This is a genomic window from Lawsonella clevelandensis (assembly GCF_003241315.1).
GTDB lineage: Bacteria > Actinomycetota > Actinomycetes > Mycobacteriales > Mycobacteriaceae > Lawsonella > Lawsonella clevelandensis_A.
The window spans coordinates 1-13,186 of record NZ_QFOZ01000013.1 but is presented as its reverse complement, the minus strand read 5'-3'; the positions used below and the strand labels follow the sequence as shown (position 1 = coordinate 13,186).

At 48.1% G+C, this 13,186-nt stretch carries 12 protein-coding genes and 2 pseudogenes; 1 reads left to right on the top strand and 13 read right to left on the bottom strand.

What is annotated here, in order from left to right; translation table 11 throughout:
* Positions 1-11: 11 nt before the first annotated feature.
* Positions 12-1,889, bottom strand: a complete 1,878-nt coding sequence (gene glmS, locus DI579_RS06820; protein ID WP_303678981.1) for a glutamine--fructose-6-phosphate transaminase (isomerizing) — start codon at positions 1,887-1,889, stop codon at positions 12-14.
* A 156-nt stretch (positions 1,890-2,045) separates the two neighbouring features.
* Between glmS and DI579_RS06815 the strand changes: the two genes are divergently transcribed.
* A complete protein-coding gene (locus DI579_RS06815; RefSeq protein WP_290595716.1) occupies positions 2,046-2,909 on the top strand; it encodes a dienelactone hydrolase family protein in 864 nt (287 codons plus the stop codon).
* Positions 2,910-3,023: 114 nt separating this feature from the next.
* On the opposite strand, the gene DI579_RS06810 is transcribed toward DI579_RS06815, so the two are convergent.
* The 12 genes and pseudogenes from DI579_RS06810 to DI579_RS07225 form a co-directional block, all read right to left on the bottom strand.
* On the bottom strand, positions 3,024-3,242 hold the full coding sequence (locus DI579_RS06810; protein ID WP_290595719.1) for a hypothetical protein: 219 nt from the start codon (positions 3,240-3,242) through the stop codon (positions 3,024-3,026).
* A 2-nt stretch (positions 3,243-3,244) separates the two neighbouring features.
* Complete coding sequence (locus DI579_RS06805; protein WP_303678980.1) at positions 3,245-3,553, bottom strand: hypothetical protein; 309 nt, start codon at positions 3,551-3,553, stop codon at positions 3,245-3,247.
* Positions 3,546-5,315 (bottom strand): hypothetical protein, encoded by a 1,770-nt coding sequence (locus tag DI579_RS06800; protein ID WP_303678979.1) that lies wholly within the window; start codon positions 5,313-5,315, stop codon positions 3,546-3,548. Before DI579_RS06800 ends, DI579_RS06805 begins: the two co-directional genes overlap by 8 nt.
* A 3-nt stretch (positions 5,316-5,318) precedes the next feature.
* A complete protein-coding gene (locus DI579_RS06795; protein ID WP_290595722.1) occupies positions 5,319-5,621 on the bottom strand; it encodes a hypothetical protein in 303 nt (100 codons plus the stop codon).
* A gap of 212 nt (positions 5,622-5,833) precedes the next feature.
* Positions 5,834-7,177 (bottom strand): phosphoglucosamine mutase, encoded by a 1,344-nt coding sequence (gene glmM, locus DI579_RS06790; RefSeq protein WP_290595725.1) that lies wholly within the window; start codon positions 7,175-7,177, stop codon positions 5,834-5,836.
* Positions 7,178-7,386: 209 nt separating this feature from the next.
* Entirely contained in the window at positions 7,387-7,911 is a 525-nt protein-coding gene (gene rpsI / locus DI579_RS06785) for a 30S ribosomal protein S9 (protein WP_290595727.1), read from the bottom strand.
* The gene (rplM, locus tag DI579_RS06780; protein WP_290595729.1) at positions 7,911-8,354 is read right to left on the bottom strand and encodes a 50S ribosomal protein L13; all 444 of its coding nucleotides are present in this window, start codon (positions 8,352-8,354) and stop codon (positions 7,911-7,913) included. The genes rpsI and rplM overlap by 1 nt, the downstream gene beginning before the upstream one ends.
* Before the next feature lie 288 nt (positions 8,355-8,642).
* Positions 8,643-8,930: a WXG100 family type VII secretion target gene (locus DI579_RS06775; RefSeq protein ID WP_290595731.1), complete on the bottom strand. Its 288-nt coding sequence runs from the start codon at positions 8,928-8,930 to the stop codon at positions 8,643-8,645.
* A gap of 11 nt (positions 8,931-8,941) precedes the next feature.
* Positions 8,942-9,241 carry a WXG100 family type VII secretion target gene (locus tag DI579_RS06770; RefSeq protein ID WP_290595733.1) on the bottom strand — a complete coding sequence of 100 codons (300 nt, stop codon included), beginning with the start codon at positions 9,239-9,241 and terminating at the stop codon, positions 8,942-8,944.
* A 118-nt stretch (positions 9,242-9,359) separates the two neighbouring features.
* Complete coding sequence (locus tag DI579_RS06765; RefSeq protein WP_290595735.1) at positions 9,360-10,685, bottom strand: hypothetical protein; 1,326 nt, start codon at positions 10,683-10,685, stop codon at positions 9,360-9,362.
* Positions 10,682-12,411, bottom strand: a pseudogene (eccCb, locus tag DI579_RS06760) (type VII secretion protein EccCb). Before eccCb ends, DI579_RS06765 begins: the two are co-directional and overlap by 4 nt.
* A gap of 120 nt (positions 12,412-12,531) precedes the next feature.
* Positions 12,532-13,186 (bottom strand): annotated as a pseudogene (locus DI579_RS07225) (FtsK/SpoIIIE domain-containing protein); the annotation flags it as partial.

Below are 13,186 nucleotides of genomic sequence, written 5' to 3'. Positions count from 1 at the left end.
GATCCGATGACCTATTCGACAGTGACAGACTTAGCAAGGTTACGTGGCTTATCTACATCGTATCCCCGCTGGGTAGCGATCTCCGCAGCCATAATTTGCAACGGCACCGTGGAGACGAGTGGCTGTAGCAAACTGGAACATTCTGGAACGCGAATAATGTAGTCGGCGAAAGGCACCACAGCTTCATCATTGTCTTCAGCGATGACGATAGTCGTGGCGCCGCGAGCCTGCACTTCTTTGACATTAGAAATCATCTTGGAATGCAGCACTGCGCGACCTTTCGGCGACGGCATAATAACAACAACCGGCATACCCTCATCAATAAGAGCAATAGGGCCATGTTTAAGCTCGCCGGCCGCGAAACCTTCCGCGTGAATATACGCAAGCTCTTTAAGTTTAAGAGCGCCTTCCAACGCTACTGGGTAACCAACATTACGGCCGATGAAAAGAAGAGTGTTACTGCCGGCAAACTGGCGTCCGATGCTTCGAATGTCATCCGTCTGATCCAGGACACGTTCTACCTTCTCTGCCATTGCCTCCAGTTCACGGTAAATGACAGCAACCTCATCCGGATACTTCGTACCGCGCGCTTGGGCTAACGCCAAACCAACTAGATAGTTAGCAATAACCTGTGCAAGGAAAGCTTTCGTGGAGGCAACAGCAATTTCGGGACCTGCGTGGGTATAGAGTACGGCATCAGATTCACGCGGAATTTGTGCCCCATTGGTATTACATACGGCAAGCACGCGTGCTTTTTGGCTACGCGCATGGCGCACTGCCTCCAAAGTATCTGCAGTCTCACCAGACTGAGAAATAGCTACTACCAACGTATTAGGTCCAAGGACGGGGTCACGGTAGCGGAATTCAGAAGCAAGCTCAATTTCAACAGGAACACGTGTCCAATGTTCGATAGCGTATTTAGCCAGCAAACCCGAGTGATAAGCAGATCCACACGCTACCACAAAGATTTTTTCGATCTGCCGTAGATCTTCGTCAGAAAGACGACGCTCATCAAGAACAATTCGCCCATCAACAAAATGTCCACGTAACGTGTCAGCGAGGGCCTGTGGCTGTTCCGCGATCTCCTTCAGCATGAAGTAGTCGTAGCCGCACTTTTCCGCAGCTTCAAGATCCCAATCGATAGTAAAAGGACGCCCCTCAACGGGATTCCCCTCGAAATCAGTGATGGTGTAGCCATCGGCAGTGATCGTGACAACATTGTCTTGCCCCAGCTCAACAGCTTCCCGCGTATGTTCAATAAATGCGGCAACATCAGACCCCAGGAACATCTGATGTTCGCCCACTCCAATAACGAGAGGGGTACTACGGCGACACGCCATAAGCATATCGGGGTGGTCAGCATGCGCAATGACAAGGGTAAAAGCGCCCTCTAACCTGTTAATAACAGCCATGACAGAGGCCGTGAAATTACCCGCATTGGGGCCTTCACCGTAGTATTCGGCATGAAGTAAATGAGTAACAGTTTCCGTGTCTGTTTCTGAGGTGAACTCCACACCTTGGGCTTCAAGTTCAGCATGGAGCGGGGCGAAGTTTTCAATGATGCCATTATGCACCACCGCTATTTTGCCCAGCTGATCCACATGCGGATGCGCGTTAATGTCTGTGGGGCGGCCATGCGTAGCCCACCGAGTATGGCCAATTCCTGTAGTGGCAGGATAATTTTCTAAACCAGCAGACTCTACTGTGGCAACTAAATTGTCGAGTTTGCCAGCTTTCTTCTCCACAGCCATGCCACCGGAGCCATCGAGAAGAGCAATACCAGCAGAGTCGTAGCCGCGATATTCCATACGCCGTAATGCGTCAATAACAACACCAAGGGCAGGCTTAGACTGACCAGGAGTACCTACGTATCCAACGATTCCACACATAGCTTATACCCTACTTGTTTAGAGTCCCTAGAGTCTCTTTGAGTCGTACTGTTGTTCACTCTTTTTACTGTCACAGTAGTGTTTCACAGATTTCTGTGGCACGTTTCCCATGAACTTTCCATGTCTATACGAGTGTTATTGATTAGGCTTAAACACGTGGCTACGAAATTAAAGAAACGTGTTTCTGATCTCTCCTATATAGGTCCTCGACGTGTGATGCGAGGTGACTTGGCGGATGCCTCCCTTGAAGGTGTGGTTTTTGCTCCCACTGGTCGCACTCCTGTACCTACCGTCATTATTATTCCTGATTGGCTAACACCTGCACGATCCTATTATGAGATAGCTCGGCATTTAGCATCGTGGGGTATGGCCTGCATAGTACCCAAACTAGCTAATACTGCTCTTAATGATGCAGGTGATTTATCTGAGCAACTTACAGATCTCATAAAATCACTGCCCACCATGCAGTTAGGCAATGGCGCTGCACAATTATCCGACGACGCAATAGCATTGCTTGGCCATGGTTTAGGCGGCGCAGTTGTTGCGGAGACAGCTTCTCAAAAACTCTCTCTCAAAGGAGTAGTTGCTGCTTACCCGACAGATTCGTCTCCTTCCCCACTGGACTACACACCACATGCCACTGCCCCGGCACTCATCATTTGTCCAGGATATTCGGCAGGGCTATCGGCGGACATATCAAAAGATTTTGCTAATTCCTGGGGTGCCCCTGTTGTTATGCGAAAAGTACCTGGTTGTACTCGCATGGGCATGGCGGGAAATAACATACTGGAACGTTTTGGGCTTTCTGAAACGAACGACAAGAAGCCGTTACGTGCGCAGCTTAGCCTTATAACAGGCTACCTATGGTACCAACTTTCAGGTGATGACGATTATGAGGATTTTGCATCCCTAGAATCAGAAATCGCGGGAACAGAGGTAGTACTGACACGGCGTCAACATGCCGAAGCAGAAATTGCGTCAAAAGAATCAAAGCATCTCTTTGCCGGTCTTCACCGATAAATTTTATACCCCTAGGACGTGGCGGCTACTTTCCAAAAGTTCCACCACGTCCTAGGGGTTATTTTTTATTGATCTAGACAACGGATTCTACAGAGTACGTTATCTACTATTTCTTCAGAGCTTATCGAGCATTTTTAATGTTTCTGGCTCAAGCTCGATATAGCCAGCCTGAGCTAATTTCTTAAACGTATGCAGAGAATCAAAAATTGTTTCTGCCTCGTCATCTGTTAACTCACGAGGCTCTTCCTCATCGTATTGAGAGAAATATTCCTCTATCTCTTCCTCGTCATAATTATGGACTTTACGTTTTGGCTGCTGCTCAAAAATAGACATTCTCACCACATCCCAGCTTTAGAGAGATCATCATGCCCTGAACTTGTCTTTTTAAAATGCGAGTCAGATGATGGTGGCGTTTTCGGCGGCGCAGATTTTACTGATGGTTCATCCGTGACCACCGCATGCGCGTAAATATTATCTTTCACTGCCACATTGGTATAGCTGTTCTTACTACTAGAAGCACCTTTGTCAGAGGAAGACGGTGTGGACGGTTTCCCCGTATGGGTATCCCCTTTTGCGTGAGATACTTCATTTTTACCAGTAGCGTGAGCAGTTTGTGACGCCTCACTACTATTGTGCTCACTCATCCTTACTGGTGCCGTCCTTATCAGTACTACCTTTATCAGTGCTGTCTTTATCAGTGTTGCCGGAACTATCACCATTCTGATTTCCGTCAGTAGCTTTATTCTCACCGGGATGATCCCCAACAGTACTGTGCTTGTCTGAATCATTGCCAGAACTATCCGTACTAGAACCATCATGATGGTGACTACCACTATCACCATCATGCGTATTAGTATCGCCGGTACTGTCAACACTCATTTCTATAGTGGCGGCGTGATGGTTTTCTACTGAAACCTCTACTCCAACTCCACCTTCAATTCGTAGAGACCAGCTTGGATTTCCATTACTGACACTTCTACTGCCTACAGTTGTTTTATTATCCGGGAGAGGATTTTCCTGGTGCTGTGGATGATTATCGACAGGCACATCAACAATATTCTCCCTATTGTCAACAACACTAGGGCTCTGTTGTTGCGGAGGATAATGCTCGGAAGAATCGGTGGATTGAATACTGCCTTCGAGATCATGGATAAAAGTGGACCAGAGATCATGATGGATTCTGGCTGCTGTGCGCGCCCCATCGTGCACAATATGCTCTATAACGGCAGCTTCGTCACCTCTCGGATAAGGCTGTTCCGCATCATCAGGTTGGGGAGAATTGTATGGTGGAGTACGCCCAGGATCTCCATTCACATTCTTCGGAGCAGGAGAGATAGGCGGATGCGGGGCATAATTGCGTCCTATATCTTCCGGGCGAGTAAAGGTGGAAGTAGCAGAACCACTAGTTCCTCCAGCGCCTCCCCCTGTCAGAACCGGTGTTGACGTGACAGGTGGTTTCTTTTCACGCCGCTGATTCTCAGTTTTCGGTTTTAGTTCTTTCTTAGGGGGATTGGGATGGCATTTAATAGACTTATCCTGAGAAGACTTACCTCCTTCAACTCCTTTAACCTCAATTGGTTTCAACTTATGCGTAAATGTAGGAGAAATCTTTTCTCCCGATACTGTTTTTGAAACAACAATTGACCAAATACGGTCAAGTTCATTTTCTGCATTCTCAACTAGGTTGCATAAAGCGTCCAAAACATTAGAACTAATTTGAGTTGAACGCTGCATATCTTTAACAGCTTTAGTGAATTCTCCGGAACCAGCCCGAACACCATCCACTAATCCGAAAATTGCACCAACGGGATTGAAGGAAAGACCATACTTTGCGGATTTACTTTTACCCATAGCAGTGCCGACGACACTACTGACACCGTCAGATCCCATTGCAACAAGAGCATCCCCAAACCCCCGCAGCAGATGATCAATCCCTATAGGGCGCTTCGTTGCGACAGCAGCCCAAGCCTGCCCCTGCGCAAAAACTATCATCTGCGTAGTGACTTTTAGCCCCATGCTGACATTGTGAGAAGCGATTTCGTAGATATGTGCCTTCGCTTCAACGTCTTTTTCTGTTTTTGAGAGAGTATGCCGTGCCGCATCAGCTGCTTTTCCCTTCCACACGGATGTAGTGGAAGACGTGCAATCCTGGAGGACAGATCCAAGATTAGTTAAAGCAAGCTGCTTATTTTGTATATCATCGAGAAAACTATTTACTTGCTCAGGATGAAACTCCAGAAAATTACTCGCCAACAATTTTTCTGCACGTAGTGAGCTCGGTTTCAATAATGAAATAGCGAGTGCAGGAGGAAATTCCACAAATTTTAGATTCTGCTCGGCGAGAGCACACGCGATAGCACTGTGGATAGAAAGGACAGCCGCTCCGTAAACAAAAGTTTGATCCATGAGTTAGCCCTCCACCGTCCGGAAAACATCCCTATTACGCTCATTTTGCTCATCAAAAGTCTTGGCATCAGACACTAAATGCTCCGCATGATCAGACGTTTGTTGAACTAAGAGATCATCCTTTTCAGCTTCTTCGTGATACCACTGAGCAAATGCCTGAGCACTACTAGACCGACGAGCACCGAACATACCGCTACTTACAGCCTGTTGCCCATCAAGTGCACACTTACATTGAGACTGTCCATCAAAAAGACGGTCACCAATCCCTCTTAATGCTGGTGGATCAATATAAACTTCGTCAGGCATTATCTTCCACTTCGTCGTAGATATAAGGTCATGACTACAAGATCATGACTATAAGTTCGTGAATACACGACACGAATTCGTGTTCCTAGTAATATGACGACGCGAAATACTGGGAGGTTCCCTCAGCCCAGAAAAAACATAAATACCCCTCAATATACTGAAGGCGACACCACATACCCGCGTGGTGTCGCCTTCCTCATAATGTTCATACGCTACACGGAACCCACAACCTCAGCGAGATGTTGTGCGACGTGTTGAGCATGCTCCTCAGTTTCTGCCTCAACCATAACGCGCACTAGCTGTTCAGTACCCGACGCCCTCAGCAGAACTCGTCCACTCTCCCCCAGATCACTCTGCGCAACTTCCGTGGCAGACACTACCGCAGGATCCTTCGCCACCGCATCACGATCAGATACTGCAACATTAATAAGCACTTGTGGTAATACCGTCACAACCCCCGCTAACTCAGACAAACTCTGCCCCGTCGCCACCATGCGATCCATGAGCTGTAGACCCGTCAACACACCATCCCCCGTTGTGGCATAAGCGGGTAGCACAATATGACCAGACTGTTCACCACCCAGACTAAAACCACCCGCACGCAAATCCTCCAGTACATAGCGATCCCCCACCGCCGTGCATCGCACGGCAATTCCCTGCTTTTTCATTGCATGATGAAGACCCAGATTCGACATAACCGTCGCAACTAAAGTATTCCCCGCTAATTCATTACGTTCTTTCAGACCAATAGCTAAAATCGCCATGATCTGATCGCCATCAACCAGATTGCCCGCCGCATCAATAGCCAGACACCGATCCGCATCACCATCATGTGCTAACCCAAGATCAGCACCATACTCCAGGACAGCCTCACGCAGACTCTCTATATGCGTAGAGCCACACTTATCGTTAATATTCAGCCCATTAGGATGATTATGAAGAGCAACAACTGTCGCACCAGCCCGCTCATACACCTCTGGAGCTACCTGTGAGGCAGCACCATTAGCAGCATCAACAACAACCTTAAGACCTGCTAGATCACGTGTACGCGTCGACAATAAATGCTGTACATACGCCTCATGCGCTTCGCTTTGCGCATGATTAATACGCCCTACCGCGCTTCCGGTAGGAGGCAAGCCACTTTCGTGACCTAAACGCACCTCAATCTCATCTTCTACGGCATCATCAAGTTTCTGCCCACCTGCTGCAAAAAACTTAATACCATTATCTGGCATTGGGTTATGAGAAGCAGAAATCATAACCCCAAAAGCAGCATGACGCCGTGCTGTTTCAAAAGCCACGGCAGGAGTAGGAAGCACCCCCAGAAGATCAACATCAACGCCCCTACTAGAGATACCGGCGGCCAAAGCTGCTTCCAGCATCTCCCCCGAGACACGCGGATCGCGCCCCACAACAACATGAGGATGATCCGTACCATTCATAGCATGAGCTGCCAGTACCTCCGCTGCTGCAGCCCCCAATTGAAGCGCAAGATGCGGAGAAAGAGTGTCATTCGCGAGACCACGAACGCCATCAGTACCGAAAAGTCGTGCCATAGTAGTGCGTTCCTTATATATATGGATAGCAAGACCGTAAAGAGACAAAATGTCACTCACTGCCATGCAAAAACTATTATGAGAAATTACTCAGTAACCGTTCATACTACTCTGTCTACTGAATGAGCCCTAAGAGACCATAAAGAAAACAACAAATACAGGAATACCCCGACACTAAGGTCGGGGCATTCCACACAAGCATATAACGATTAACGCTTGGAGTACTGCGGAGCACGACGGGCCTTGTGTAGACCAGCCTTCTTACGCTCAACAGCACGGGAATCGCGAGTAAGGAATCCAGCCTTCTTCAAAGCTGAACGATCCTCCGGATTAGCAGCATTCAATGCGCGAGCAATAGCCAGACGCAATGCGCCAGCCTGACCAGAAGGGCCACCGCCCTTAAGGTTAGCCTGAATATCAAACTGCTCTTCGCGCTCAACAAGAACCAGTGGAGACTTTACGAGCTGCTGGTGAACCTTGTTGGGGAAGTAATTCTCAAGGCTACGGCCATTCAAGACAAACTTGCCGGAACCGGGAACCATGCGGACTCGCACAACAGCTTCCTTGCGACGGCCCACAGTCTGAACCGGACCAGAAACACCGGCGGAAACAACTTCTGCTTCAATGTCGCCAACGTTGATATCAGCAGTGAGATCTTCTGCGACTTCCTGGGAAGCAGCGTCGATAACAACGTCTTCTTCGATGACTTCGTTATTGATGTTCTCTTCAGACATTACTGTGCCACCTGCTTAATCTCGTAGGGAACGGGCTGCTGGGCAGTGTGGGGATGCTCGGAGCCAGCATAGACCTTGAGCTTCTTTACCATCTGACGGCCGAGAGAGTTGTGAGGGAGCATACCCTTCACAGCCTTCTCAATAACATAGGCAGGATTGTTATCCAACATATCGCCCAGTGCGTCAGCACGGAGACCACCCGGGTAACCGGAATGGCGGTACAGCTTGACCTTGTCGCGCTTATTAGCGGAAACAGCGATCTTTTCAGCGTTGATGATGACGACAAAGTCGCCGCCGTCGACGTTGGGGGCATAGGTGGGCTTGTTCTTCCCACGGAGTAGATTTGCGGTTTGGACAGCTAGACGGCCCAACACCACATCAGTGGCATCGATGACATACCATTTACGGTCAACGTCACCGGCCTTAGGTGCATAAGTAGACAAAGCGACTTCCTCGTCTCTTCGAACTGCCGGCCACACGGTAATTCATAAGACCATAGACAGCGGCCGGTTGAGACCTGTCATGATCTTTATGCCACTCTCTTACGCTTCTTATAGTTCATAAGAAAAGTGAATATAGACGAATACCGTCGATCAATGCTACCAGCCCATACGATATGAAGAAAATCGTAGAGACTCCGCGTATCAGTTCCATCACCGAAGCGAAGTCTCTGCAGCGGAGTCTCTACGAAATTTTTACAACGTCTCTACGAAACCACTAATAGGCACAGATTACTGCCATGATGCGGCAGCCCGATGGTTGGTATCATTCATCGCGTCGTTACCCTGCCCGACAACGACACCAATACGATCAAGCACCTGGTTAAGATCTTCCTGGGCGCGATTCCATCTTTGCTGCTGCACCTGGTAGGCATCAGCAGCCTCACCCTCCCACGTAGCCACTAGTGGGGCAAGATAGGATTTAAGTTCATCGAGTGCATTGTTAAGGCGAGCAGCAGACTGAGCAATGTCCATGCGGCTGCCCTCGATGGAAGCAAAGTCGTAGCGAATAGTATCCATTTTCATTTCCTTTAGATATTGAGGCTATTGATTTGAGCCAGGTGATCATCCTGAGCAGCTTGGTAAGCAGCACTATTGGCACGGATCGTTTCGGCAATACTATTAGGCGATTCATTGAGACGCCGACCGGAATCCTGCCAACGCACCATAAGCTGATCAAAAGCCATCTTCGCTGAACCCTGCCACGCTGCGTCAAGAGATCCCAAACGCATTTGGAGACCATTCATTTCCTGCTGAACCTGCTGGGCAATATCAACAACATGATTGGCAGCAGACGCCATAGTGTCGGTCTGCGTATTAAGAGCTGCCATGCTCACTCCTTCAACTGTAAAACTGATTTCTTAGCCATAGACGCATATGCCTGTGACTATGTTGTCGCTTAGTATGACGGCATAGACATACGCAGGGTTCCATCAGTTTGAAAAAAGTTTAAGAAACTCGAATTCCATTGAGAATGCCCTGACAAAGAGCATGGGCTTTACTCTCTGTCATTCCCTCTCTCACGCGGTACTGACACGCTAATGAATATGCATAACGATCCGTGTAAAAAACTACCCAGTCAGCTCGAGATATATCACCTGTGATTTCTCGATAACTTAACGCTAATTCTGGCATCCACCCATTACGAGGCCACGTATAGGTACTCTCCCATGTCCTAATTTCAGAACTAGAATCAGATAATTCACGACGCAAAACAGCGCGCAAATGATGCTCCGGATCCTGCTTAAGCGTCAACAACATGCGAAGATCTGGTTCATTAATAGGAGCAATAATAGTTTTCCACTGCTCTTTCGTTTTTAGATCCACCACTGAGGGAGAATCTGCCGACACCATCCACGAATTGGGAAGCGCTAATACTCCCCCTGGAAATGTCAGTGCCTGCGTAGACTCCACAGTACGAACGCTGTGATGGGCAGCTCTAACAGTTTCTCCCTCCGGACGTTTTTCCGTCCCGAAAACACCAGCAAGGACAATAGTGAGCATTGCTATCACAATCATGGAAACAACAGTGACCTCAGCACGGGTAGGCTTATGAAAACGTTTCTTACGTAACGCTGCCTCACGTGCCTTCACGATATCCCGTTGATGCTCCGCCGAGGCCCGCCACTCACGCTCCTGGTAAATAACATGCATATCATTCGGGCTAATGCGATAGGACATCACACCCGCAGCTCGTAAGGTTTCACACACAAGCTCACATATATCGGTCTCTATGCCAGAGGATCCCGTCAGCACAACAACATCACAACTAGTGTGAATATCCTGCAGTATCAAACGAGCTGATGACGCAATTAAACGAGCCCACTCAATAGCCTGTCCTTGCGGATCAAGCTCATGCTTTTCTACTACCGGCGCATACCCCATTCCCGGATTGAAATCCGTAAAAATACATTCCTGTGTACTTGCACGTACCAAAGTGAATGTCACGGTAAGCTTGGTGCACTCAATAACCAATAAATAAGCAGGTGGGCACTCTGCCGCATCAATTTTCACCCATTCTGTAGCTATCTGCCAAGCTGGATAAACCATTCCCTCCTGTTGGCAGAGACGTGCTAAAGCACGCCTTCGGGGCATTCCCCAGCTACTAGGAGCAACAATGAGATGATCTTCATCAATAGGATCGGGAAAATACTCGTACAGAGGAGAATAACCGCGATCAATATTGATCGCGTCCATAAATTTGTCCGTATTAAAAGGGACAAGTTCGTTATTACGGACGACGACATTGCCCCAGACACCCGTCAATGTTGTCATTCCGTCTTCTCCTCCCCGACATGATGAGCAAACTGTACAACCTGATGAGTACCTTGGTTGCTAATAACGTCAGCACGCCCTTTCGACAGTGAACGAGCCTTACGCCCACCTGCAATAATCCCTTCTTCTGCAGTTCCACTCATGAGGAAAATAGTGGGGTGTAATTCGCGTAGTCGAGCCATAATAGGTTCAAAAGACGTTCGTGAAAAACCTGTACAACGACGAGCAACCACCATATGTAGCCCTATATCGCGACCATACGGCAGCAGTTCGAGAAGTCCCTGTAGAGGATTGCCAGAACTAGTAGCAACCAAGTCATAATCATCTACAACAAGGAAAATATCCGGTCCTTTCCACCAACTACGGTCACGTAAAGTCTGTGGATCGTCTACGCCAGCAGGCATACGCGATTCAAGCAACGGTACTAGTTGTGAAATGAATTCCTGCACATCTTGTTTAGTGGAGGCGTATCCCGCTAAATGCGTTGCAGGGCACTCCCCTAGTAGCTGACGGCGATAATCAATAACTAGTAATTTGGCATCGGACGGCGGAATGCCCTCGGAAATACGGTGGATCATATTGCGAAGCAATGTCGATTTACCACTGCTGTCACCAATAACAAGAATGTTTTCTTCGATACCAGTATCAATAGCGAACTCTCCTAAAGTATTACCCTCAATACCCAGCGGAATTCGATACCCATGCTTGCTTGATGCCGTGACAGGACCCAACTGTGTAGTAGACACGCTACGCGGCAACAGTAACAGTGGTTTAACAGGTTCTTCCTGAGACCATTGTTGAGCAATAGCACGCAATCCATCTTCATCCTGCAATGCGAAAAGGAAGTGGAGACCACCTGCCGTCATTCCGCGCCCAGGCAGAGCAGGAACTTGTTCAGCATTTTTTCGTCCAGCTATGGAGTCCCCTGTGTCTCCGAGACGCAACTCCCATCTGGTAGTGAGCGAATCGCGTATGTTAGCACGCAAATTGTTCCATCGAGATGCTGAAATAACCACGTGAATGTTGTATGACAATCCCTCTCGAACAAGATGACGGGTCTTTTCTTCTACCTCCATATTGTTGTCTATAAGGGATTCCCAACCATCAAGGAAAAGGACAATATGCTGATCAATAGGAGCACCTTCCATGCGGTTGAACAGTTCTTGCTCAATTTCGGCATAGGTTCGTTCCAGAACTTCCTCTTCCTGCGGTGAACATACAGATGCGCATTGTGGAAGACCGAGCAGACTAGAAAGACTGCCACCACCTGCATCGATAACATAATTTTCAAATTGCGAGGAGAGTTCTCCTGCGCTAAAGCACTTGCAATAGTGACAAATGCCTGGGATTTTCCCGTCTGTGTAGTACCAACAAGAAGAGCATGATTAAGGCCAGCTAATGACACTCGCATAGATTTACGCATTTGTTCTGCCGGGACATCAATCAACCCAATAATTCCCCGATGCGATAACTCATTTGTTGTTGTCCCAACAGCGGATCCAATGGCTAATTCTGCGCATTCACTGGCACTAGCATGCTGCGGAAGTGGAGGTAGCCATACCTGATGGGCACGCGGCACATTAGCGGGAAAATTATCGAGTAAGACATGGAAAATCGTGCGTTCTTCAGATCCGTCCCCGTGCTTCTTAATGAGTTCTTCGGAATTGTCATCTGGAACATCTGTAGCATCTGCTACATCTGAAGGAAGTGGATTAGATGTTTCAATAGACCATCCAAATGTATTGTCTACAACTGGTTCTGCACCATAAATCTGAAGATTGTTGTCCTCTTCAGTGAGAATCTCTCGTGCATTTCTCTTTCGCCGTTGCGGGCGATGTTTATGCGTCCCAGATACATAAAAAGCACGGAATTTCTGAAGTTGTTCGGAACCATCAAGAAGATAACCTGCGCCGGGTGTCTGGGGAAGATAAAAAGCATCCGGTGTCCCAATGACGGATCGCGACTCCACAACAGAGAATGTCTTAAGTGCAATACGATAAGACAAATGCGACTCTAAGCCATGTATTTTCCCCGAATCAATGCGCTGTGAGGCAAGTAATAAATGAACATGTAAAGAACGACCTAGACGACCAATCTGCACGAAAAGATCAGCGAAATCTGGGCGCTCAGCCAACAGTTCAGAAAACTCATCAACGATAATGACCAAAGCAGGTAGATGGGGATACCGCTCCGTATCCACCTGTCCCCCCTCCTGCCTGCGACGCAGTTCTCCTTCCAAAGCCGCATACATTCGGTCAACGGCAAGAGCGTCATCGGAGAGGTTAGTAATAACTGCTGCCACATGAGACGCCCCAGAAATACCTGAAAACGTTGCGCCGCCCTTAAAGTCAACCAATACTAGGTTTACTTGTTCAGGGCTGTGTGAAGCAATGAGTCCAACTACCAATGTACGAAGCAACTCGGATTTACCAGAACCTGTAGCACCAATACATAATCCATGCGGCCCCATACCGCCCTGTGCCGATTCTTTAAGGTCTAGA